This is a genomic window from Paracoccus zhouxuedongae (genome assembly GCF_041927815.1).
Lineage (GTDB): Bacteria > Pseudomonadota > Alphaproteobacteria > Rhodobacterales > Rhodobacteraceae > Paracoccus.
The window spans coordinates 126,841-148,812 of sequence record NZ_JBHFHM010000005.1 but is presented as its reverse complement, the minus strand read 5'-3'; the positions used below and the strand labels follow the sequence as shown (position 1 = coordinate 148,812).

Sequence of the window (21,972 nt, the reverse complement as noted above, 5' to 3'; positions counted from 1 at the left end):
GTCAGTTCAGCACCTTGCCCTGCGGCCAGTCCAGCGTCGTGGTCAGGCTGATGTCCTGCGCGGCGCCCTTGGGCAGGGTCAGATCCCAGGCCAGCAGGCCACGGCGGTCGTCGTAATCGACCGTGGAGGGGGCCGGGTCGGCGCTGAAGCTGACCTTCAGATCGTCCTGTTCGGAATAGGGCACGCGGTCGATCACGCGCAGCGGCCAATCCTCATTGGTCTGGTTGCGAATGCGGATCGTCACCTGTTCCACCTGCCGGTTAGCGCTGGACAAAAGCCCGCGTTCACCGCCCGACTTCTCTGCAACGATGCGTTCCAGCACCAGCCCGTCGATCGGGCCGAAGCCCAGCTTCAGATCCTCGCCGGGCGGGGTCAGGGGGATCGCCTGCTGGCCCACCATCGCGCCGTCGACGAACAGGCTGGCCGGGCCGGGCAGCAGCATCTGGCCGCTGTCATTCACCGCATCGGCCACCAGATAGGCGCTTGGGTCGGCCAGCGGCACCGCCTCGGCGATCAGGCTGTGGGTGATGGGCGCGCTGTCCAGCCGCAGGCGAAGGTTCTCGACACCGGTGCGGATGTCGACGGCATTGCCATAGCGCCAGGTCACGGTCGCGCCCTGCATGTCGATCTGCGCGGCCTCGGCGACATGGCCCATCCGCGCCATTTCCATCGGGGCGGGGGCGGCCATCGCCACTTCGGCCGCGGCGTCATAGACCGCCGGATCATCAGCGCGCACCAGCTGCGGGTCCAGCACGCTGGGCGTGGCCCGGTCGGATGGGCGCGCCGTCGACAGCACCAGATCGACGCCCAGCCAATCCTCGCCCGTCGATTGGGCAATCAGAACGCCGCGATCCAGGGTCAGGCCGGGGGTGCCGGTCAGCCGGGTCAGCCGCAGGTCATAGACCGGCTGCCAGCTTGCATCGGCGGTAAAGCTGGTGACCTGCACCGGCACCGGGCCATCCTGATCGGCCTGCACGACCAACGTCAGCGCGGCCTTGGCACCCATCCCGTCGGTCAGCGCGGCTAGTGCCTGCTGCGCGTCGGCAAGCGCGTCCTCCGCGTCCTTGCGCGCGGGTTCCAGGGCGCGGGCCTCGGCCTCGGCCGTCTGGGCGGCCTCCAGCGCGACAAGCGCCTCGGCCCCGACCTGACGCGACAGGGCGATGGGGTCATCGGCCCCGGCCTGTGACAGGCCGCGCAGAAAGGCGATCTGTTCCTGCGCCGCCCGCGCCTTCAGCAGCACCCGGTCGATGCGGGCCTGCGCCTCGGCCAGCCCGGCCTCGGCGGCGCTGACGGCATCGCGCGCGGCTTGCAGCGCCGGGGGCACCGGGCCGGTTTCGGGCGGCAGGCGACCGCTTTGCAGATTGACCGCGCCCAGGGTGACGCCCCCAGGCATCTGCACCCGCAGGCTGGCGGCATCGGTGCCCTGCGGCAGGTCGGTCAGCACGATCTCATGGCTGCCCTTCGGCAGCGTGACCTCTGCCTGCCGCGTGACACTCGCCCCCCAGGGATACAGCGTCACCGCGCTGACCCGGCTTTGGGCGTCAAAGCTGTCGGCCAGCATCGGCAGCGGCAGGATCAGGGCGGCAGTGATCAGCAGCAGGGCGCGCATCGGGAACCTCATCAAATGATGCCCGCAGCTTGTCGCGCCGCGGCCGAAAAGCAAGCACGGCCCGCGCGCCCGGCTTCATTGTTGCGTGAACGCCGGGCGCAACGCGCGCCGCCGGTGTACAGACTGTGCACAGCCCGTGCCGATCCTGTGCACGCGCTGTGCAGGCCAAGTTATTGAGTTGTCACCCCTTTTGCAGGCAGCGGCTGCCCAGCAGCTCGGCGATCTGCACCGCATTCAGCGCCGCCCCCTTGCGCAGGTTGTCGGCGACCACCCACAGGTTCAGCCCGTTCTCGATCGTGCTGTCTTGGCGGATGCGGCTGACGAAGGTCGCGAACTCGCCCACGCTGTCCTTGGGGGTGATGTAGCCACCCGGCTCGCGCTTGTCGATCACCATGATCCCCGGCGCCTCGCGCAGGATGTCGCGGGCCTCGTCCTCGTCCAGGAAATCCTCGAACTCGATGTTGATCGCCTCGGAATGGCCGACAAACACCGGCACGCGCACGCAGGTTGCGGTGACTTTGATGCGGGTGTCCAGGATCTTCTTGGTCTCGGCCACCATCTTCCATTCCTCGCGGGTGTCGCCGCTGTCAAGGAACGCGTCGATCTGCGGGATCACGTTGAAGGCGATGTCCTTCGGAAAGGCCTTGGCGGGGACGTCGACGGTGGGGTTGTAGACCGCCTTGGTCTGGTCCCACAATTCGTCCATCGCCTCTTTACCGGCACCCGAAACCGACTGGTAGGTGCTGACGACAACGCGCCGGATGCGGGCGCGGTCGTGCAGCGGCTTCAGCGCCACCACCATCTGCGCGGTCGAGCAGTTGGGATTGGCCACGATCATCTTTTCGCGATAATGTTCAATGGCTTCGGGGTTGACCTCGGGGACGATCAGCGGAACCGCCGGGTCCAGCCGATACAGGCTGGAATTGTCGATCACCACGCAGCCCTGGCTGGCGGCGATCGGCGCATAGGTCTTGGTCGCCTGCGAGCCGATGGCGAACAGGGCCATGTCATAGCCGGTGAAGTCGAACCCCTCGATGTCGCGGGTTTTCAGCGTGCGGTCGCCAAAGCTGACCTCGGTGCCCAGGCTGCGGCGCGAGGCAAGCGCCACGATCTCATCCACCGGGAACTGGCGTTCCTCAAGAATGGCCAGCATCTCGCGGCCGACATTGCCCGTCGCACCGGCGACAACGATCCTGTAGCCCATCGAAAACCTCCTGATCTGGCGAAGGCCCCGGTTTAGCGCAGGGCGACGCCAAGGGAAAGCGGTCAGCGGATCAGGTCGATGCGCGGGTCGTGGCGCATCAGGCCTTGCACAAAGCCCGCCTCGGCGCGGAAATCATGCGGCACCTGATCGGCCCGGCGCCGCCCCGACAGCGACAGCGAGGTGAAAAAGTCAAAGCCGAACAGCGTCAGATGGTCCAGATCCGACCGCGCCAGCAGGTCGATCATCATCGCCCCGGTCGTGGGCGGGGCGCGCAGCAGATCGTGCAGGCGGTTATAGTCGGCTAGCGGGTGCAGGTAGAAACCGGGGCTGTGCGCATCGCGCCGCGCCAGCCGCTTGCGCTTGGGCGACATCCACAGAATGCGCGGCTTGCCCAGCCGGTCGCGGTCCTCGGGGCGCAGGCTGGTGGCAAGGGCCAGCCAGTCGGTGCGGCTGCCATGGCTGTGGGCCAAAGGCATCGGCGCGCGGTTGATGCGGATCACCAGATCATGCCGGTCGATAGCCGCGCCGTGGTCGCCATCAGCCAGGGCGCGGGCATTGCCGACAAGCGCGACCGAGCGCCCCGCCAGATCGGCCAGAAGATCGGCCTGCGGCACCGACAGGCTGGCCAGCAGGGCCTCATTCCGCATGACGCGCGCGATATAGAACCGAAGTGGGGTCATGCCAGCAACCGCCGATAGACGCGGACCAAGGCGGCCGCCTCATCCTCAAGCCGGAAGCCGTTTTCGACGCGGGCGCGCGCAGCGATCCCGCCCGCCGTGCGCTTCGCGGCATCGTCCAGCCAGGGCGCGATGGCGGCGGCTAGGGCCGGGATGTCGTCGGGCGCGACCAGATCGCCGGTGACGCCGGGGGCGATCAGCTCCTCGAAGGCGCCGACGCGGGTGGCGACCACGGGCACGCCGCAGGCCATCGCCTCCAGCGGGGTCAGGCCGAAGCCTTCCCACCGCTGCGGGGCGACATACAGATCAAGCGCGGCATACCAATCGGCCATGCGGTCGACGGGCACTTCGGGCAGGAACAGGATACGGTCGGACAGCCCGGCGGTGGCGGCCTGGTCACGCAGGTCATCCAGAAAGCCACCGTGGCCCTCGGTCGCGCGGCCCATCACAAGGGCGGTGACGCCGGGGCGGGTGGGCAGCAGGTCAATCATCGCGCGCACAAAGGCATCGGTGCCCTTTTGCGCGCGGATGCGGCCATAGCAGCCGACCAGCAGCCCATCCGGCAGCCCCAGCCGGGCGCGCAGCGCGGCGCGGTCATCGGCGGGGCGAAAGGCATCGGCGTCGATCCCGTGCAGGATGACGTCGGCGGGCCGGTCCAGATAGGCCGCCGTCCGCGCCGAGGTCGCCACGATCCCGTCCATCTGCCCGATCAACCATTTCGTATAGCCCGAATGCGCCCGCTGGCTGGCCGAGGTGAACAGCAGTTTCAGCGGCAGCCGCAGGATGTGCCTGAACGCCAGCCCCAGGGCCATTTCCGTATTGCGCCGCGCGTGCCAGACGCGGGTGCGGTTGCGCGGCAGCATCGCCACTCGCGCCAGCGGCAGATGCGGCACCTGCGGCGGCAGGCCCGGCCCGGTGGCGACGATGCCGATCATCCGCGCCTGCACCGGCACCAGCCGCACCACGGTCGCCGTCACCCCCGACAGCCGCCGCTTGAGGTTGGGGGCGATGACGTCGATCTCAGGCATCACGGGCCTCGCGCGTGGTCAGATAGATCGCAAGGCCAAGGGCCAGCGGGATCAGGAAGAACAGGAACAGATGGCCGAAGGCGGCCTGTGGCGGCAAGTCCGCACCGGCCTGATAAACCGCTCGTGATCCGAACTGATAGAGGCCGACCCCGCCGATCGACACCATGTTCAGGAAGGTCACGCCGCGCCCGACCAGATGCGGCGGCAGAAAGGCGCGGCCATGCGCCATCAGGATCGGATAGGACGAGCCGAAGAACCCCATCAGCGCCAGGGCCACGATCACCGTGCCCAGACCGGCCCCCGGCAGCAGCCACAGCGCGGCCAGCACCAACAGCAGCCCGGCGTTGACGATCAGCACCGCGCGCTTCAACCCGCCCAGTCGCTTGGCCAGTGGCCCCATCAGAAAACTGCCCGCAACCATCGCCAGCCCCATCGCCAGCGTCGCCCAGCCGATCATCGCGCTGTCGGCGCCATGCACCCGGTCCAGATAGGGCGCGGCCCACAGTCCCCGGATCGCGGCCACGGCGGCATAGTTGACCGACAACAGCGGCAGGATCGCCCACAGCGCGGGCAGCGCCAGCACGTCGCGCAAGCGGCCCTGTGGCACGCTGCCATCGCGGGGCAGGGGCGCGGGGTCGCGCACCCACAGCCGGGTCAGCGCCGCAACCGCCAGCGTCACCACCGCCAGCCCCCACAGGGTTTCGCGCCAGCCGGCGGCCTTGATGACCCAGACCAGCGGCGCGGCGCCCAGGATATTGCCCAGGCTGCCGATGCCCACCACGACCCCCGCCAGCGTGCCGAACAAGGCGGGCGGATAGGCGCGGGCGAAGATATAATACGACCCCATCAGCACCGGCGAACAGCCGATGCCGATCAGCACCATGGCGATGTGGATCGACCACGGCCCGCTGGCCAGAGCAAAGACCGCCGCCCCGCCCGCCCCGCCGATGGCCAGCAGCACCGCCACCGTCCGCGCCGGGCCGAACCGGTCCAGCGCCCAGCCGACCGGGATCTGCATCAGCGCGAAGGCCACGAACCACAGCCCGGATGAGACCGCCAGATCCTCGGCCCCCACGCCCAGCTCGCGTTCCAGCGTCGGCGTCAGGACGGCAAGAAACGCGCGGTAGAACTGGCTTAGGACATAGCCCAGCACCAGCATCGCAATTCCGGCATTGATCGGCATGGCGGACCCCTTTCACGGGCAGGCTGGCGCAGCGGCCCGGCGGGTGCAAGGGGTGGCGGCTGCGGATGAGTATTTGGGAGCAGAAGTATCAGCTTCTTCTGTTCCCAAATACTCAGGCCAGCGTTACGCCTTGGGGCGGAACGCGGCGATCCGCGCGGGGTCGGTCTCGATCCGCGCGGCGCCGATCAGGTCAAGGCAATAGGGCACGGCGGCGAAGACCGCATCCAGGCAGGTGGCAATGGCCGAGGGCTTGCCGGGGATGGTGATGATCAGGCTTTGCCCGGCGATCCCCGCCGATTGCCGCGACAGGATCGCGGTTGGCACCTCGCGCAAGCTGGCGCGGCGCATTTCCTCGCCAAAGCCGTCCAGAACCTTGTCCAGCACATCGGCCACGCCCTCGGGGGTTTCGTCGCGCGGCGCGGGGCCGGTGCCGCCGGTGACAAGGATCAGGTCGGCCCGGTTGGCGACCAGCCCGCGCAGGGTTTCGGCCACCGAGTGCCGCCCGTCCGGGATGATGACGCGGGTGATCTCCATCGGGCTGGTCACGACCCCGCGCAGATAGGCCTCGGCACCCGGCCCGCCCTTGTCTTCATATTCGCCGCGGCTGGCGCGGTCCGACACGGTGACGATGCTGATGCGGGCAGTGGTGGGTTGGGTCATGATGGTCATCGCTCATGTTGCAGGGTCTGATCAGGTCATGACCCTGGGGTGGTTCCTGGATCTGCTGTGGATTGCGCCGCGCGTCGTCGATGGACCCTATACCAAGGCGAAGGGCAGCGCCATGTCGGGCCGGTCGGCAACCCTGGCGACCATCCCGCCATATCGACATGGACGAATTGGTCGCAACCCTTCGTGGACGCGTCTCCGCCCATGATCCGCCATCGGGGCGCTTGCAGGGCGCCGCCCGTCAGCCCCGCGCGGGACGGCGCGGGGGCAGCCTCAATCACACCCGAAACTGCCGTGGGAGCGGGCGCTCGGTCGCTCTCAGAAATCCCAATCCTCATCCTCGGTGGCGACCGCCTTGCCGATGACATAGGACGACCCCGAACCAGAGAAGAAATCATGGTTTTCGCTGTCCGGCGACAGCGCGGCAAGGATCGCGGGGTTCACCGCGCAGGCGGAATCGGGAAACAGCGCCTCATATCCCAGGTTTTGCAGCCCCTTGTTGGCGTTATAGTGCAAAAAGGCCTTCACGTCCTCGGTCAGGCCGATCCCGTCATACAGCTCCTCGGTATAACGCGCCTCGATCTCGTAAAGATCATAGAGCAGCGAAAATGCGAAAGCCTTCAGATCTTCGCGGGCAGCTTCGGGCAAGCGTTCCACCGCGCGCTGATATTTGTAGCCGATGTAATAGCCGTGGATCGCCTCATCGCGGATGATCAGGCGGATCAGATCGGCGGTATTGGTCAGCTTGGCGCGGCTCGACCAATACATCGGCAGATAGAAGCCGGAATAGAACAGGAAGCTTTCCAGAAACACGCTGGCAATCTTGCGCTTCAGCGGATGTGACGGGGCATCATATTCGTTGATGATCAGCCGGGCCTTTTGCTGAAGATGGGGGTTCTCGGCCGACCAGCGGAACGCCTCATCCACCTCGGGGGTCTGGCACAAGGTCGAAAAGACCGAGGAATAGGACCGCGCATGCACCGCCTCCATGAAGGCGATGTTGGTCAGCACCGCCTCCTCATGTGCTGTCTGCGCATCCGGCAACAGCGAGATGGCCCCGACCGTGTTCTGGATCGTGTCCAGCAGCGTCAGCCCGGTGAACACCCGGATGGTCAGGGTCTGCTCCTCGGGGCGTAGCGTCGCCCAACTGGGCAGGTCGTTGGACAATGGCACCTTCTCGGGCAGCCAGAAGTTCACCGTCAGCCGGTTCCAGACCTCCAGATCCTTGTCATCCTCAAGCCGGTTCCAGTTGATCGCCGCAGGCACGACGCGGGTGGCCTGATCTTTGGTCTTATGGTCTTTCATGGCGGGGCTCTTTCTTCTTGGCCTAAATATCTTCGGGGGTCCGGGGGGAAGAAGGCCCCCGGTTCGCCCCGATCGGTCCTGTGTCACAGGGTGCAGGACACGCAGCCCTGGACCTCGGTCCCCTCCAGCGCGGTCTGGCGCAGCCGGACGTAATAGATGGTCTTGATCCCCTTGCGCCAGGCAAGGATCTGGGCGCGGTTGATGTCGCGCGTGGTCGCCTCGGCCGGGAAGAACAGCGTCAGCGACAGGCCCTGATCGACATGTTCGGTCGCCGCCGCATAGGTTTCGATCAGCGCCTCGGGGCCGATCTCATAGGCGTCGCGGTAATAGTCCAGATTGTCATTGGTCATGAACGGCGCCGGATAATAGACGCGGCCGATCTTGCCCTCTTTGCGGACCTCGATCTTTGACACGATCGGGTGGATCGAGCTGGTCGAGTTGTTGATGTAACTGATCGACCCGGTGGGCGGCACGGCCTGAAGATTGCGGTTGTACAGCCCGTCCGCCATCACCGCGTCCTTCAAGGCGGCCCAATCGTCCCGATCCGGCAGCGTGACGCCGAAGCGGTCGAACAGTGCGGCCACCTCGGGCGTTTCCGGCAGCCAGTCGCGGGTGACGTATTTGTCAAAGAACGCCCCGTCGGCATATTTCGATTTTTCAAAGCCCGTGAAGCTGTGCCCCCGCTCACGCGCCAATGCGTTCGACGTCCGCAGCGCGTGATAGGCGACGGCGGCAAAATAGCAGCGGGTGAAATCCACCCCCTCGGCACTGCCGTAATGGATGCGTTCGCGCGCAAGGAAGCCGTGCAGGTTCATCTGGCCAAGGCCGACGGCATGGGCCTCGTCATTGCCGCGCCGGATCGAGGGCACGCTATCGATGGCCGACATTTCCGACACCGCCGTCAGCGCCCGGATCGCGTGGCCGACCGTCGCGCCGAAATCGGGGCCGTCCATCACCGCCGCGATATTCAGCGACCCCAGGTTGCAGGAAATATCGGTGCCCAGATGCGCATAGCCAAGATCGTCGTGATAGGTGCTGGCCTCATTGACCTGAAGGATCTCGCTGCACAGGTTCGACATGGTGATCCGCCCGTGGATCGGGTTGGCGCGGTTCACCGTGTCCTCGAACATGATATAGGGATAGCCCGATTCAAACTGGATTTCGGCCAGCGTCTGAAAGAAGGCGCGGGCGTTGATCTTGCGCTTGCGGATACGCTTGTCGTCGACCATCTCGTCATATTTCTCGGTGACCGAAATCTCCGAGAAGGGCACGCCATAGACGCGCTGGATGTCGTGCGGGCTGAACAGATACATGTCCTCGTTGCGCCGGGCCAGATCGAAGGTCACATCGGGGATGACCACGCCCAGGCTGAGCGTCTTGATGCGGATCTTCTCGTCTGCATTCTCGCGCTTGGTATCCAGGAACCGCAGGATGTCGGGATGGTGGGCGTTCAGATAGACCGCCCCCGCGCCCTGCCGCGCGCCCAACTGGTTGGCATAGGAAAAGCTGTCCTCAAGCAGCTTCATCACCGGGATAACGCCCGAGGACTGGTTTTCGATGCCTTTGATGGGCGCGCCGTTTTCGCGAATATTGGTCAGCATCAACGCGACGCCGCCGCCGCGTTTCGACAGTTGCAACGACGAGTTGATGGCCCGCCCGATGGATTCCATGTTGTCCTCGACCCGCAGCAGGAAACAGGAAATCAGTTCCCCCCGCGATGCCTTGCCGGCATTCAGGAAGGTCGGAGTGGCGGGCTGGAACCGGCCCGAGATGATCTCGTCCATCAGCGTCATCGCCTGCGCCTCGTCGCCCCGCGCCAGCGTCAGGGCGACCATCACCACGCGGTCCTCGTAGCGCTCAAGATAGCGCTGCCCGTCGCGGGTCTTCAGCGTATAGGCGGTGTAGTATTTGAACGCGCCCAGAAAGGTCGGGAACCGGAACTTGCGGGCATAGGCCGCATCCCAGATCGCGCGCTGGAAGTTCCGCGAATACTGATCCAGCACCGCAGGGTCATAGTAGCCCTCGGCCACCAGATAGCCCAGCTTCTCATCCAGGCTGTGAAAGAACACCGTGTTCTGGTTCACATGCTGAAGGAAATACTGCCGGACGGCGCGGCGATCCGCGTCGAACCGGATCGCGCCGTCTTCGTCGTACAGATTCAGCATGGCGTTCAGCGCGTGGTAATCCAGCGCCTCGGCCTGCGTCAGGCGGTCATCGAGCATGTGGTTCTCCAGAATGTGTCCAGCCCGGCGCGGATGCGGGTGATGTCGGTCTCGGTTCCGGCCAGCTCGAACCGATACAGCACGGGCACGCCGCATTTTTCCGCCAGCAGATCGCCGGCACAGGCGAACAGTCGCCCGAAGTTGCGGTTGCCGCTGGCGATGACGCCGCGCAGCAGGGCGCGGCGTCGCGGATCGTTCAGAAAGCGGATCACCTGCGGCGCGACCGCCCCGCGGCCCATCCCGTCGGCATAGGTCGGGGTGATCAGCACATAGGGCTGGGCGGGCTCGGGCATCGGGTCCGCGATCGCAACGGGGATGCGGTCCGCGACGATCCCCAGCCGTTTGATCAGGCTGTGCGTATTGCCCGACGTCGATGAATAATAGACCAGCCCGCCCATCGGATCAGGCCAGCCGCCCAATCAGATCAGGGCGAAAGCCGGCCCAGTGGTTATCGCCCGCGATCACCACCGGCACCTGCCGATAGCCAAGTTCGCTGACATGGGCAAAGGCGGCCGCATCCTCGGTCAGGTCGATGACACGGTAGTCAAGCCCGCGCGCGGCAAGCGCACGGGTGGTGGCCGTGCACTGCACGCAAGCCGGTTTGGAATATACGGTGATGGTCATCTGTCCCTCGTTCTGCATTGTTCGGGCCGGGACAGGCTCGCGACAGCGGCGGGCTGGCCCACCACGGATCGCACACGCTGCCCAAGGCCCACCGCCTTTGGTCGTTGTCGTCTGTCACGGCAGGTCTCCTGACTTGCGGGTCGGGGCTAGGCTGGCCTTCCCGGGCAAGGCCCAGTGGCGTTTCAGCGTCGCTCGCCGCTTACAGTTGCGGGGGCAGTGCCGGATTTGAACCGGCTTCCCTCTTTCCTCTTCGAGTCGCCCCGAAGAACCATGACCCAAGCATTAGGCGCACCTTGGGTGTGGATGTCAACATGTTGTGTTCAGACCGCGACCATGGCGCCCGCCTGCGACATGATCGCCAGCCGGGTGCGCCGCGCCGATCCGCCCCTGCGCCTGAACTTCGGCCCAGGGCAGGGGCGGCTTGCACGCGGCCCAGCCGTTTAGTTGACTTTTAAAGTCGGATAACTTATCGCAGCCGAACGCCAGCCCGCCGCCAGCGCCCAGTGCCACAGTCACCGCCGCGACGGAGCGTCAGTATGCCTTTCCCCCCCTTTTCCCGACCCTGCACCCTTATGGTCACGCTTCTGGCATCGGGGGCGGCGCTGCCGGTCGGGGTGCAAGGTGCCTGGGCGCAGGACACCATCGTTCTGGATGAAATCACCCTGAACGCCGAAAGCGGCGAGACACTGGCGCAGTCGGGTTATGTCGCCACGACCTCGCGGCAGGCGACCCGGCTGGACACCCCCGTGGCCGAGATCCCGCAGGCCGTTACCATCGTGACGCAGGCCCAGATCGAGGACCAAGCACCGCGCACGCTGAACGAAACCCTGACCTATGCGGCCAGTGCCAACCCCAACAATTACGGCGCCGACAGCCGTTTTGACGCCTTCACGCTGCGCGGCTTTCCGGCCTATTACAACGGCATCTTCCGCGACGGCCTGCGCCAGTTCAACGCGCCGACCGCGCTTTACAAGACCGAGCCTTACGGGATCGAGGGGCTGGCGATGCTCAAGGGGCCTGCCTCGTCGCTGTATGGCGTCAGCGGGCCGGGCGGGATCGTCAATCTGGTGACGAAACGGCCCAAGGACGAACCCTATCACGAACTGGCCTTCACCACCGGCGCCAATGACCGCGCCCAGATCGCCGCCGACTGGTCCGGCCCGCTGAAGGATGACCGCTTCAGCTATCGCCTGACCGGGCTTTACCGGCAGGCCAATACCGATCTGGCTGGCTACGCCGATGACAAGACCTATTTCGCCCCGGCCCTGTCCTTTGACAATGGCGCCACCCGCGCGACCCTTCTGGCCGAGGTGTCGCGCAGCGTGACCGGCGGCACGGCGGCATTCTTCAACCCCGCCTACGGGCAGGTCTCGGACCTGTATGAGGGCGACCCGGCCTATAACGACTTTACCCAGAACCAGTGGCGCCTGGGCTATGAGGTCGAACATGACCTGTCCGACAGCCTGACCCTGCGCCATGCCGGGCGGCTGGCCCATGTCGACATCGACCTGGAATACAGCGGCCATTATGCGGCGGGTTCGGCGCTGGCGCGATACTGGGGCCATTACGTCGAGGATCTTGACAGCGCCACCATCGACAGCTCGCTGGCGTGGCGGGGGACGACCGGGGCGGTCAGCCATGAGGTGCTGGCTGGGATCGACGTGACCCGCGCCGATTATTCCGCCCGCAGCCTGCTGGGCTATGTCTCGGCGGCCGATACGGCGGCGGCGGAAGTGCCGTTTGCCAACGCGCAAAAGACCACACAAAGCGGGCTTTACCTGCATGATCAGATGACCATGGGCAACTGGCGCGCCTTTGCCAGCCTGCGCTTTGATCAGGTCGACACGACCTCGACCGCCGCCGATATGACCCGCAGCACGCAGCGCGACACCGGTCGGTCGGGGCGGCTTGGCCTCAGCTATCGCTGGGAATCGGGGCTGATGGCCTATGCCAATGTCTCGACCTCGTTCGCGCCGAATATCGGGGTCGTTCATGATGACGTGACCACCGATGTGACCCGACCGGCGCGCCCGACCGAGGCCACGCAGCGCGAGATCGGCCTGAAATACGCGCCCGAGGGCAGCAACATGCTGCTGTCGGCGGCGCTGTTCGACATCGACCAGCGCGACGGGGTGGTGCTGGACGCCAGCACCGGGCGCAACAAGCAGCGCCAGCTTGACCTGAACAGCCGCGGGATCGAGCTTGAGGCCGCGGCGAACTGGGACAACGGCTGGTCGACCATCGCCAGCTATACCCATCAGCGGGTGCGGATCGAAAAGGGCGCGGCGGGCACCGTCGGGCGCGATCTGTCGGGCACACCGCGCGACATGCTGTCACTCTGGGGCCGGTATCAGGTGCAGCAGGGCGCGCTGGAGGGCCTGGCCGTCGGCGCCGGGGTCCGTTACGTCGGCAAAAGCTATGGCGACGATCAGAACGCCCTGCGCAACCCCGCCCGCAGCTTTGTCGATCTTGAGGTCAGCTATGACCTGCCGCAGATGCCGGGCGTTCGCGCGCAGCTGAACATCCGCAACCTCGCCGACCGGCGCGACCAGACCTGCACCTCCGGTTACTGCTACCGCGACGAGGGCCGGACCTGGACCGCCAGCCTGTCGAAGCGGTTCTGATGCGCGCCCCGATCCCCCTTTTGGGCGGGCTTTGGGCCGCCTATGTCGCGCAAAGCGTGATCGGCGGCCTGACCTGGGGCGGACTGCCCGCAGTGCTGCGCGACCGGGGCCTGCCGCTGGACCGGATCGGGCTGTTGTCTCTGCTGATCCTGCCTTGGGCGCTGAAAGTGCTGTGGTCGCCCTGGGTCGAGCGGATGCGGCTGCCGCGCGGCGGTCTGCCGCGCACCGCGACGCTGGTGGCAGGCTTCGGCGCGCTGGCGGTGGCCGGGTTGGTGGCGGTGGCGGCGTTGCCGCTGGACCCGCTGCTGCCGGTGCTGGCGGTGCTTCTGGTCGTCGCCTTTGCCACGGCAACGCTGGACATCGCGGTCGATGGCCATGCGGTTGGCGCGCTGTCGACTGGCCCCCAGGCCGAGGAATCGCTTGGCTGGGGCAATGCCGCGCAGGTCGGCGGGGCCTATGCCGGCGCGGCGATCGGCGGCGGGGCCTTTGTCGTGCTGGTGGCACGCCACGGCTGGGCCTCGGGCACGCTGGCCATGGCCGGGCTGGTGGCGCTGCTGCTGGCGGGCTTTGCGCTGGCCGCGCGCCGCAGCCGCGTCACGGTTGCCTCAACGACGCCCGCGCCCAGCCTGCGCCACGCCCTTGCCCGCCCCGAGATTCGGCGCGGCCTGCTGCTGGCCGCGGGCTTCGTGGTCGCCCACAAGGCCGCGATGGGGATGACCGGCCCCTATCTGATCGACCTTGGCCTTGGCCTGGAACAGGTCGGCATCCTGTCGGGCCTTGCCAGCCTGGGCCTTGGGCTGGCGGGCGCGCTGATCGGCGGGGGGATGGTGCGCGCCATGGGCATCCGCGCCACGCTGATGACCTCGCTTGGCTTGCAGGCGCTGGTGCTGGCGGTGTTGGCGGCGGGCGCGGGCGGGCTGGCGATCCCGGTGCTGGTTCAGGTCGGCGCGGCGCTCATGTCAGGCTCGGCGGTCATGGCGATCGGCTTTACCGCCCTTTACGCCCGCTTCATGGAACTGGCCGATCCCGCGCAGGGCGGTGTGGATTTCACGCTGTTTCAATGCCTTGATGGCGCCGTCAGCATGGGTCTGGGCGTTGCCGCCGGACTGGTCGCGCAGCATCTGGGCTTTGGCGCGCTGTTTGCCGTCTGCGCCGGGGCGGCCATGCTGATCGGCCTTGCGCTGGCCCGGCCCGGCCGCGAAAGGCGCATCGCATGACCCATCACGCCCATGCACCGCTGGCGCTGCCTTTCGATCAGGTCGACCCGCTGTTTCGCGACCTTGCGCGCGAACACGGTCTGACCTGTCACGGCACGCCCCCCGACCCTACCCGCGTCGAGATCGGCGAGGGAGAGGTCGCGCTGGCCCCCACGCCGCAAGGCTGCCGGATCACTGCCCGCGCCGATACGCCCGACTGGCTGTTCACCCTGCAAGAGGCCGCGGTCGAGCATCTGGCCGAGGTCATTCCCGGCCTGACCCTTGACTGGACCAGCCCAGCCCGCACAGGCGAGATGCCGCCCAATTTCAGCCTGGCCCACGTCGTCGGCGTCACCCGCCTGACGCCGCATTTCCTGCGCCTGCGGCTGACGGGCGAGCGGCTTGACCGGCTGGACCGCGACATGATCCATTTCCGCCTTGTGCTGCCCCAGGATGACGGCGCGCCGCGCTGGCCGCATCTGGACGCGGGCGGGCAGACCGTGTGGCCCGAAGGGCTGCACCGCCCCGCCTATACCGTCGCCGCCATCGACCCGCAGGCGGGCTGGCTCGACACCGACATCTTCATCCATGACGGTGGACGGATCTGCAACTTTGCCGCGCAGGCCGCCGCCGGGGCGACGGTGGGGTTGAACGGGCCGGGCGGCGGGGGGATCCCGCAAGCCGCGCATCTGGTGCTGGCCGGGGATGAAACTGCCTATCCCGCGCTGGCCCGGATCGCCGCCGCGCAGGCGGCGGGTGCGCGGATCGACCTGACCCTTCTGGGGGACAGCGCCGATTACCCCTTTGCGCCGCGCCCCGGCCTGACGATCACCCACCGGCCCCGGTCAGAAGCCGCGCTGGCCCGCGACCTGACCGCCGCGCCGCCTGCCGATTTCTACTGGATCGCGACCGAAAAGGCGCGATTGCAGGCGCTGCGGCGGGCGATCACGCAGGATCTGGCAATCCCCCGGACCCGCGCCCATCTTGCCGCCTATTGGTCGGCCCCCTGCTGCGAGGAATGATGATGACCGCCAGCCCTTCCACACCCCTGTTCCTGCTACCCTGCGCGCTGGCACTGGCGCTGGTCGCCGGACCCGCATCCGGCCAGATCGCCCCCGATCTTGTCCAGGTCGCGCCCGCGACGCTGCCCCATGACCTGTCGCCGATGGGCATGTTCCGGCAGGCCGACGTGGTGGTCAAGGCGGTCATGATCGGGCTGGCGGCGGCATCTGTCGTCACCTGGACGGTGCTGGTGGTCAAGCTGTTCGAGCTGGCCTTCGCCCGCCGCGCCCTGCGCCGCGCCGCCGCCCGGATCGAGGCCGCGCCCGACCTGACCGAAGCGATGCAGGGCGGCAAAGGCCCTGCCGGCGTCATGCTGCGTGCCGCCGGGGCCGAGGTCGCGCGGTCGGCCGATGGCGCGCGGGCGGGGCTGGCCGAGCGTGTCGCCTCGCATCTGGCGCAGCATCAGGCGCTTGCGGCGCGGCACATGGCGATCGGCACCGGGATGCTGGCGACGATCGGCGCGGTGGCGCCCTTTGTCGGGCTGTTCGGGACGGTCTGGGGCATCATGAACGCCTTCATCGGCATATCGAAGGCGCAGACCACGAACCTGGCCGTGGTCGCACCCGGCATCGCCGAGGCGCTGCTGGCGACCGCGCTTGGCCTTGTCGCGGCGATCCCGGCGGTGGTGATCTACAACGCACTGGCCCGCGCCATCGCCGGCTATCGGCTGGAGCTTGGCGCCGTCGGGGCGGCGATCCAGCGGCTGATCAGCCGCGATCTTGACCGGGGGGCGCGATGATGGCGGGCGGACTGCAGGACGACGACCTGACCGAGGCGCATGAGATCAACGTGACGCCCTTTATCGACGTCATGCTGGTGTTGCTGATCATCTTCATGGTCGCGGCGCCCTTGGCGACGGTCGATGTGAATGTCGATCTGCCCGCGGCGCAGGGGGCGGCCTCGCCGCGGCCCGATCAGCCGGTGTGGCTGACGCTTGCGCCGGATCTTGGCCTGTCGCTGGGCAACGCGGCGGTTGACCCGGCGGGGCTGGCGGCGGCGCTGGATGCTGAAACGGGTGCCGACCGCGACACCCGCATCTTTCTTCGCGCCGATCAGTCCGTCCCCTATGGCGAGGTGATGGCGGTGATGAACCGGTTGCGCGACGCGGGCTATACCAAGATCGCGATGGTCGGGCTGGACAGCCCGGCGGCGCTGCCATGAAGGGGGGCGCGTCATGATCGGCGCTGCCGCGCGGTGGCTGACCGGCTTGGCACTGGTGCTGGCCGCGCATCTGGGTGTCGCCCACTGGTTGATGGCCACGGCCATATCGGGGCCGCCCGCGTCCGTCGCTGCGCCCGTCTTTGTCGAACTGGTGGCGCCCGAGCCGGAGCCGCAGCCGGAACCCGAGGCCGAACCGGCGCCGGAGCCTGAGGCGCTTCCCGTCGATCCCGGCATTCCGCCGCAGATCCTTGAGGTGCCGGATGTTCAGCCCGCCCCGCCAGAGCCAGAGCCAGAGCCAGAGCCGGAGCCTGAACCGGAGCCAGAGCCTCAGCCCGAACCGGAACCGGAGCCGGAGCTTGAGCTGCCGCCCCTGACCCCGCTGCCGCCACCGACCGACCTTGCCGAGCAGCTGGTGCCACCCTCGCCGCGCCCGCAGTCGCGTCCGCCACGGCCCAAGCCGGTCGAACCCGCGCCCCGGCGGCAGGCCGAAAAGCCGCGCCCCACCCGTCCCGAGCCTGCCCCCGCCAAGCCTGCCACGGCCAAGCCGGCTGCGCCAAGGGCGGCCGCGCCCGCCGCGCCACGCCGCGATGACGGCGCGCGCGCACAAGCGGCCGCCGCCAGTGCCGGCGCGGTGCGCAACTGGCAATCCGAGGCCGGGGCACGCATCGCCCGTCACATGAAGCGCACCCGGATCAGTGGTCGCGGCGCGTCGGTGCAGGTGCAGCTTGCCATCCAGGTCGGCGCCAACGGCGCCGCATCCGCGCGGCTGGCCAGCAGCACGGGCGATCCGCGAATCGACGCCGCACTGGCACGACAGGCAGGCCGCCTTCCGCGTCTGCCCGCACCACCCGGCGGACAGGGGCACTCATTCGTGCTGCCGATCCTCATTCAGTTCTGAACGGGGGAGCGCCGGCAAGGTCGGGCGTGGCGGCAACGAACCGCCACGCCCGACCCTGGCCGCATGATCCCTGTGCTGATGGTGGCAAGTCCCGGGCCTTGTCGAAAGGCCTGACGTCGGTTGGCCATGACGATGGCCGCGCCTTGGTCCGATGGTCGTGGCGCTGAAAGCGTGATCCGGCGCGCCGGGCCATTCGCCCGGCCGGTCGATGTCCCCGCCACCACGCCGAAACCTGGCGCAGGGGCGGGGATGGTCTGGTCAGAACGTCATGCGCAGGCCGATCCCGACCTCGCGCGGTTCGGTCATGATGGCGTTCATGACCGGGCCTGTGGCTGACCGGCTGAGCTGCTTGGCCAGCGGCGCGCGTTCGTCGAACAGGTTGTTGGCATAGCCATAGACCTCGATCCCCTCGCGCGGGACGTAGCTGACGCGCAGATTGGCCAGGGTGAAGCTGTCGATCCGCGTCGCCTCGCTGTTGGTGTCATCCGAGAAATAGCCGCCGGTATGGCGCACCGAGGCATTCACCGTCAGCTTGTCGATCGGCGTCCAGTCGACGCCAAAGGTCAGGCTGTGGCGCGGGGCGCGGGCGAATTCCTTGCCCAGGATATCGCTGGTCGCGGCACTGAACTGCGACACTTCGGTGTGCAGCAGCCCCAGCCCGCCGCGCAGGCGCAGGGTATCGCTGGCCTGATAGTCGGCGGCCAGTTCCAGCCCATAGGCCTTGGCCTGTTCGGCGTTGACAGTGACAGAGCTGCCATAGTTGTTGGGCAGCACCACCCGCACGAAGCGCTGTGCATCCTTGTAGTCGCTGTAGAACAGGTTCCCCGACAGCATCAGCCGGTCCTCCAGCATCTGACTGCGGGCGAACAGTTCATAGCTTGTGACGCGCTCGGCCGCGAAGGCGACATAGCTGCCGCGGCGCAAATCCAGCGACACGCCGCCGGGGTTGTAGCCCTGCGAAATCATCGCCCCGACGGTCGTCGTCTCGCTTGCGTCATAGGACAGCGCAAGCTTGGGCAGCCAGGCGTCGAAGGTGCCGTTGTAATCCAGCGGCCCCTTTGCATAGGTCGCCACGCCACTGCGGCTGATCTCGTCGCGCTGATAGCGCAGCCCGCCGGTCAGCCGCCAGCGGTCCGCCAGCCGCCAGGTGGCTTCGCCATAGACGCCCAGATTGGTCTTGGTGTCGTCATAGCGGGTGATGAAATCCGCCGGCTTGTCGCGCAGGTCCAGCATCTCGTCAGAGGTGGTGCGCGCCACGAACAGCCCCGCCACGCCCGAGATCGTGTCCTCGTCCCCGCCAAAGGTCAGCCGGGTTTCGTTGGACACGGTGCGCTGATCCAGTCGGGCGGTGCCGTCGGTGACCGGCGCGGTATAGCGGTTGTTGGTTCGGTCGCTGATCTGCAACTGGTTGTGCAACGCCATCCCGTTGCCGAAGTCATAGCTGACATCGGCGACCATGCTGTTGGTGCGGTTGCGCCAGGTCGGCATGGCGATGGCATCGTTGTTCAGATCCTCGAACGGCGTGCTGGCGCTTTCCAACGAGGGGCGATTGCTGGACGTGTGACTGAAGGTCAGCTTCGCCTCCAGCCCCGGCAGGTCGGCGGGACGCCACAGCAGCTTGAAGCGCACATCGCGGTTTTCAAAGTCCTGATCGGTGTTGCCCTTGCGGAAGTTCGGGTTGGTATAGGTGATGAACGTGTCGCGGGCGAACCCATCGACGGCGAGTCGCGCCGCCAGTTCCGACGACAACGGCCCGGACACCGCGAACGAGGCACGGCGGCTGTTGCGGCTGCCATATTGCAGTTGCGCCACGCCTTCGCGTTCAAAGGTCGGGTCGTTGGTCTTGACCAGGATCGCCCCGGCGATGCTGTTGGCCCCCTGGGTGGTGGTCTGCGGGCCGCGGAAAACCTCGACCGACTGCACATCCCAGGCAGATGCCGCGCCAAGCGCATATTCGTTATAGCTGAGATAGCGGCCATCGACGTTGATCGTGGCGCGCGGCACGGTGCCGCCGAAGAACGCGCCCGCGCCCGAGTTCGGGCCCTGGCTGTCCTGGCCGCGGATGATCGGGGCCGCGACCGTGCCGGTGACATTGACGTTGGGCACCTCGGCCAGGGCGTTTGTGACCGAATGGGCGGCGGGATCGCGCGCGACCTGCTCGCCCGCGAGGGCCGCGACCGAGGCCGCCGTGCGCTTCAGGCTGCGCACCACCTTTTCGCCGGTGATGATGATCGGCGCCAGCGTGATGGTCTGGTCCTGCGCCAGGGTCACGCCGGGTGTGGCCATCAGCACCAGCGTCAGTGCGGTGCTTGACGCCAACGGCGCCAGGGAACGGGGGTGTCTCATCTGTGGCTGTCCTTTGTTATGTCGGTGAATGGGTGTCGGCGGTGGCGACATTCAGATCGGCCAGCCGCAGGGCTGCGCCTTCGGGCGTGGCGATCCGGGCCAGAACGCGATGCATCCGCGCCAGGATCGCCCGGCCCTGCGCCGCGTCAAAGCGGCGGGCGCAATGGTTCAGCGTCAGGTGCAGGTCGCGGCCCGGCGTGGTCACGTCCTCCATCACCTCGACATGCAGCGGCAGGATCGAGGGCGGGGTGCCGATTTCGATCTGGCGATAGGGGATCGGCCCGGCGGGACCATGCAGCGCGCCGTTCAGCGCGTTGCCCGCGTGGATCTGGATGAAGACCTCGAAGACATGGGTGCCGGGGGGCGGCGGGCCGCCGGGCAGGGCCTCCTCGACCAGGTCGATCGGCACGTCGCTGTGGGGCAGGGACCGGGCGACCAGATCGCGGCTTTGCGCCACCAGATCGGTCAGCGTCATCTGGGGGTCCAGCCGCATGTTGTGGCAGACGACCGTGGTGAAATATCCGACCGTATCGAACCACCGCGCCGCCTGCCGACCCGAGGCCGACGTGCCCACCGCCAGCCGGTCCATCCCCGCGATGGCGTGCAGCGCCGCAGCGATCGCGGCGTGAAACAGGTTGAACAGCGAGGCATCCAGCCGCCGCGCCGCCCGACGCAACCCCTCGGCCAGCGTCGGGTCAAGGTCCAGCCGCAGCAGCCCGCGCGCCTCTGCCCCGGCCGGTGCGGACGCGCGGCCCGGCAGCGGCAGCGGCAGCGCCGGCAGGTCGCGCAGGTGATCCATCCACCAGGCCAGATGCGCCGCCGTATCGGCGGCCTGTCGCTGATCCTGCGCGAACAGGTGAAACGGCGGCGGGCTGTTTGGCCAGTCGGGCGCGCGGCCACTGGCACGGGCCGCATAGGCCTGGCCCAGTTCGGCCATCAGTTGCGACAGCGACCATTCATCAAGGACGATGTGATGAAAAAGGAAGGACAGCGCCTGCCCGTCCTTGTCGCGGAAGAACCGCAGGCGAACCGGCAGCTCCCGCGCCAGATCAAAAGCGTGCGCGGCCTCGGTCGCAAGGCTGGCCTGCCCAGCGTCATCCGAATGCCACCACCAGCGATAGCTGTCCAGCGCGGGCTGTGGCACCACATGCTGTGTCACCTCATCCCCGGTCGGGATGAACAGGCTGCGCAGCACCGGATGGCGGATCATCAGATCGCGGAAGGCTGCGGCAAAGACAGCTTCGTCCACCGGCGCCAGAAAGCGCAGCACGAAGGGCAGGTTGAACACCGCGCCATGGCCATGCGCCGCCGAGGCCTTCCACAGCGATTGCTGTGCCAGCGATAGCGGCGCCTTGGCAAAGTCCTGCGGCGCGGCGGGCTGGGCCAAGTCGGGCTGGGCGAGGGGGGGCGGCGCGGTGGTGCGGGCGCGCAGGGCCAGCCGGGCGGCAGTGGCATGGGCGAAAATGTCGTCAAAGGCGATCTCGATCCCGTGCTGATCCAACAGCCTGCCGATCACGCGGGTGGCCAGCAGCGAATGTCCGCCGTGGTCGAAGAAGTCATCCTGTGGCCCCAGATCGGGCAGGCCCAAAGCCTCGCGCAGGGCGGCAAGGATCACATCGGTCAGCTGCTCGGAACCAGCGGTGCCGGGGTCCAGGGGCCGCAGCCAGTGGGGCAGGGGATCGTGGGACATGCCACAGTGGGCGCGCCCGTCCAGCGCCGCGCACAGCCGCGCGATCAGCCCATCCAGCGACACGGCATCGGCCAGCAGGTGATGACGCAGCAGCGCCAGCGTGGTGCCCGTGGGGTGCAGGCCAAGGGCCATGGCGACCAGCCCGCCACCCGTGCCCGCCCAAGCGGCGCGCAACGCCTGTTCGGTGGCCTCGGCGCTGTCGGTGTGCAGCAGGTGCAGCGGTGCCAGCCCGTGACCGCAGGCTTGCGCCACGACCGCGCCGCTGTCGTCCAGATCGAAGCTCAGCCGCAGGTCGGGATGATCCGCCCAGACCCGGCCCCAGGCCGCCGCGATCCGCCCCGGCGGCATCGCGCCGTCCAGCCGCCACAGGCCGATGTCGGCCAGGGCCACATCGGGCTGGTGTTGCTGGCGCAACCAAATCAGGGCGCGGTCCGGGGACACCGGCTGGGGCGCGGCCCAGGCATCATTGGGCATGGG

18 protein-coding genes and 1 riboswitch are annotated in these 21,972 nt (G+C 67.7%); of the genes, 6 read left to right on the top strand and 12 right to left on the bottom strand.

All coding sequences use genetic code 11. From position 1 onward, the window contains the following. Position 1: 1 nt before the first annotated feature. From ACEYYA_RS07980 to nrdH, 10 genes are all read right to left on the bottom strand, one after another. On the bottom strand, positions 2–1,621 hold the full coding sequence (locus tag ACEYYA_RS07980; RefSeq protein WP_374799388.1) for a DUF4139 domain-containing protein: 1,620 nt from the start codon (positions 1,619–1,621) through the stop codon (positions 2–4). Positions 1,622–1,790: 169 nt separating this feature from the next. After that, on the bottom strand, positions 1,791–2,813 hold the full coding sequence (locus tag ACEYYA_RS07975; RefSeq protein WP_374799385.1) for an aspartate-semialdehyde dehydrogenase: 1,023 nt from the start codon (positions 2,811–2,813) through the stop codon (positions 1,791–1,793). A gap of 62 nt (positions 2,814–2,875) precedes the next feature. Then, positions 2,876–3,493, bottom strand: coding sequence for a glycosyltransferase family 29 protein (locus ACEYYA_RS07970; RefSeq protein ID WP_374799383.1), 618 nt, complete (start codon positions 3,491–3,493; stop codon positions 2,876–2,878). Further along, positions 3,490–4,518, bottom strand: a complete 1,029-nt coding sequence (locus ACEYYA_RS07965; RefSeq protein WP_374799381.1) for a glycosyltransferase family 4 protein — start codon at positions 4,516–4,518, stop codon at positions 3,490–3,492. Before ACEYYA_RS07965 ends, ACEYYA_RS07970 begins: the two co-directional genes overlap by 4 nt. Next, positions 4,511–5,695 carry an MFS transporter gene (locus tag ACEYYA_RS07960; RefSeq protein ID WP_374799579.1) on the bottom strand — a complete coding sequence of 395 codons (1,185 nt, stop codon included), beginning with the start codon at positions 5,693–5,695 and terminating at the stop codon, positions 4,511–4,513. The genes ACEYYA_RS07965 and ACEYYA_RS07960 overlap by 8 nt, the downstream gene beginning before the upstream one ends. Positions 5,696–5,824: 129 nt before the next feature. Beyond that, complete coding sequence (gene mog / locus ACEYYA_RS07955) at positions 5,825–6,361, bottom strand: molybdopterin adenylyltransferase (protein WP_374799379.1); 537 nt, start codon at positions 6,359–6,361, stop codon at positions 5,825–5,827. Positions 6,362–6,685: 324 nt separating this feature from the next. Next, positions 6,686–7,672: a class 1b ribonucleoside-diphosphate reductase subunit beta gene (nrdF, locus tag ACEYYA_RS07950; RefSeq protein ID WP_374799377.1), complete on the bottom strand. Its 987-nt coding sequence runs from the start codon at positions 7,670–7,672 to the stop codon at positions 6,686–6,688. 83 nt (positions 7,673–7,755) lie between these two features. Continuing rightward, entirely contained in the window at positions 7,756–9,894 is a 2,139-nt protein-coding gene (gene nrdE / locus ACEYYA_RS07945; RefSeq protein WP_374799375.1) for a class 1b ribonucleoside-diphosphate reductase subunit alpha, read from the bottom strand. After that, positions 9,876–10,292, bottom strand: a complete 417-nt coding sequence (gene nrdI / locus ACEYYA_RS07940; protein ID WP_374799577.1) for a class Ib ribonucleoside-diphosphate reductase assembly flavoprotein NrdI — start codon at positions 10,290–10,292, stop codon at positions 9,876–9,878. The genes nrdE and nrdI overlap by 19 nt, the downstream gene beginning before the upstream one ends. A 4-nt stretch (positions 10,293–10,296) precedes the next feature. Further along, complete coding sequence (gene nrdH / locus ACEYYA_RS07935) at positions 10,297–10,518, bottom strand: glutaredoxin-like protein NrdH (protein WP_374799373.1); 222 nt, start codon at positions 10,516–10,518, stop codon at positions 10,297–10,299. A 101-nt stretch (positions 10,519–10,619) separates the two neighbouring features. Then, positions 10,620–10,806, bottom strand: a riboswitch (cobalamin riboswitch). 284 nt (positions 10,807–11,090) lie between these two features. On the opposite strand from nrdH, the gene ACEYYA_RS07930 reads away from it, so the two are divergent. The 6 genes from ACEYYA_RS07930 to ACEYYA_RS07905 are packed head-to-tail and all read left to right on the top strand — an operon-like array spanning position 11,091 to position 17,459. Continuing rightward, on the top strand, positions 11,091–13,142 hold the full coding sequence (locus ACEYYA_RS07930) for a TonB-dependent siderophore receptor (RefSeq protein ID WP_374799371.1): 2,052 nt from the start codon (positions 11,091–11,093) through the stop codon (positions 13,140–13,142). Then, positions 13,142–14,359, top strand: coding sequence for an MFS transporter (locus ACEYYA_RS07925; protein ID WP_374799369.1), 1,218 nt, complete (start codon positions 13,142–13,144; stop codon positions 14,357–14,359). The genes ACEYYA_RS07930 and ACEYYA_RS07925 overlap by 1 nt, the downstream gene beginning before the upstream one ends. Further along, positions 14,356–15,360 (top strand): siderophore-interacting protein, encoded by a 1,005-nt coding sequence (locus ACEYYA_RS07920; protein ID WP_374799367.1) that lies wholly within the window; start codon positions 14,356–14,358, stop codon positions 15,358–15,360. The genes ACEYYA_RS07925 and ACEYYA_RS07920 overlap by 4 nt, the downstream gene beginning before the upstream one ends. Positions 15,361–15,362: 2 nt before the next feature. Beyond that, positions 15,363–16,139, top strand: a complete 777-nt coding sequence (gene exbB, locus ACEYYA_RS07915; protein ID WP_374799365.1) for a tonB-system energizer ExbB — start codon at positions 15,363–15,365, stop codon at positions 16,137–16,139. Next, a complete protein-coding gene (gene exbD / locus ACEYYA_RS07910; protein ID WP_374799363.1) occupies positions 16,139–16,561 on the top strand; it encodes a TonB system transport protein ExbD in 423 nt (140 codons plus the stop codon). The genes exbB and exbD overlap by 1 nt, the downstream gene beginning before the upstream one ends. 13 nt (positions 16,562–16,574) lie before the next feature. Continuing rightward, positions 16,575–17,459 carry an energy transducer TonB gene (locus tag ACEYYA_RS07905; RefSeq protein WP_374799361.1) on the top strand — a complete coding sequence of 295 codons (885 nt, stop codon included), beginning with the start codon at positions 16,575–16,577 and terminating at the stop codon, positions 17,457–17,459. 258 nt (positions 17,460–17,717) lie between these two features. On the opposite strand, the gene ACEYYA_RS07900 is transcribed toward ACEYYA_RS07905, so the two are convergent. Continuing rightward, complete coding sequence (locus ACEYYA_RS07900; protein WP_374799359.1) at positions 17,718–19,805, bottom strand: TonB-dependent receptor; 2,088 nt, start codon at positions 19,803–19,805, stop codon at positions 17,718–17,720. A 16-nt stretch (positions 19,806–19,821) separates the two neighbouring features. Next, the gene (locus tag ACEYYA_RS07895) at positions 19,822–21,969 is read right to left on the bottom strand and encodes a condensation domain-containing protein (protein ID WP_374799357.1); all 2,148 of its coding nucleotides are present in this window, start codon (positions 21,967–21,969) and stop codon (positions 19,822–19,824) included. Positions 21,970–21,972 lie beyond the last annotated feature (3 nt).

Bases quoted from the DNA above. Each gene is read 5' to 3' on its own strand.
- ACEYYA_RS07980 (WP_374799388.1), bottom strand. From the start codon at position 1,621: ATGAGGTTCCCGATGCGCGCCCTGCTGCTGATCACTGCCGCCCTGATC.
- ACEYYA_RS07975 (WP_374799385.1), bottom strand. From the start codon at position 2,813: ATGGGCTACAGGATCGTTGTCGCCGGTGCGACGGGCAATGTCGGCCGC.
- ACEYYA_RS07970 (WP_374799383.1), bottom strand. From the start codon at position 3,493: ATGACCCCACTTCGGTTCTATATCGCGCGCGTCATGCGGAATGAGGCC.
- ACEYYA_RS07965 (WP_374799381.1), bottom strand. From the start codon at position 4,518: ATGCCTGAGATCGACGTCATCGCCCCCAACCTCAAGCGGCGGCTGTCG.
- mog (WP_374799379.1), bottom strand. From the start codon at position 6,361: ATGACCCAACCCACCACTGCCCGCATCAGCATCGTCACCGTGTCGGAC.
- nrdF (WP_374799377.1), bottom strand. From the start codon at position 7,672: ATGAAAGACCATAAGACCAAAGATCAGGCCACCCGCGTCGTGCCTGCG.
- nrdE (WP_374799375.1), bottom strand. From the start codon at position 9,894: ATGCTCGATGACCGCCTGACGCAGGCCGAGGCGCTGGATTACCACGCG.
- nrdI (WP_374799577.1), bottom strand. From the start codon at position 10,292: ATGGGCGGGCTGGTCTATTATTCATCGACGTCGGGCAATACGCACAGC.
- nrdH (WP_374799373.1), bottom strand. From the start codon at position 10,518: ATGACCATCACCGTATATTCCAAACCGGCTTGCGTGCAGTGCACGGCC.
- ACEYYA_RS07930 (WP_374799371.1), top strand. From the start codon at position 11,091: ATGGTCACGCTTCTGGCATCGGGGGCGGCGCTGCCGGTCGGGGTGCAA.
- ACEYYA_RS07925 (WP_374799369.1), top strand. From the start codon at position 13,142: ATGCGCGCCCCGATCCCCCTTTTGGGCGGGCTTTGGGCCGCCTATGTC.
- ACEYYA_RS07920 (WP_374799367.1), top strand. From the start codon at position 14,356: ATGACCCATCACGCCCATGCACCGCTGGCGCTGCCTTTCGATCAGGTC.
- exbB (WP_374799365.1), top strand. From the start codon at position 15,363: ATGACCGCCAGCCCTTCCACACCCCTGTTCCTGCTACCCTGCGCGCTG.
- exbD (WP_374799363.1), top strand. From the start codon at position 16,139: ATGGCGGGCGGACTGCAGGACGACGACCTGACCGAGGCGCATGAGATC.
- ACEYYA_RS07905 (WP_374799361.1), top strand. From the start codon at position 16,575: ATGATCGGCGCTGCCGCGCGGTGGCTGACCGGCTTGGCACTGGTGCTG.
- ACEYYA_RS07900 (WP_374799359.1), bottom strand. From the start codon at position 19,805: ATGAGACACCCCCGTTCCCTGGCGCCGTTGGCGTCAAGCACCGCACTG.
- ACEYYA_RS07895 (WP_374799357.1), bottom strand. From the start codon at position 21,969: ATGCCCAATGATGCCTGGGCCGCGCCCCAGCCGGTGTCCCCGGACCGC.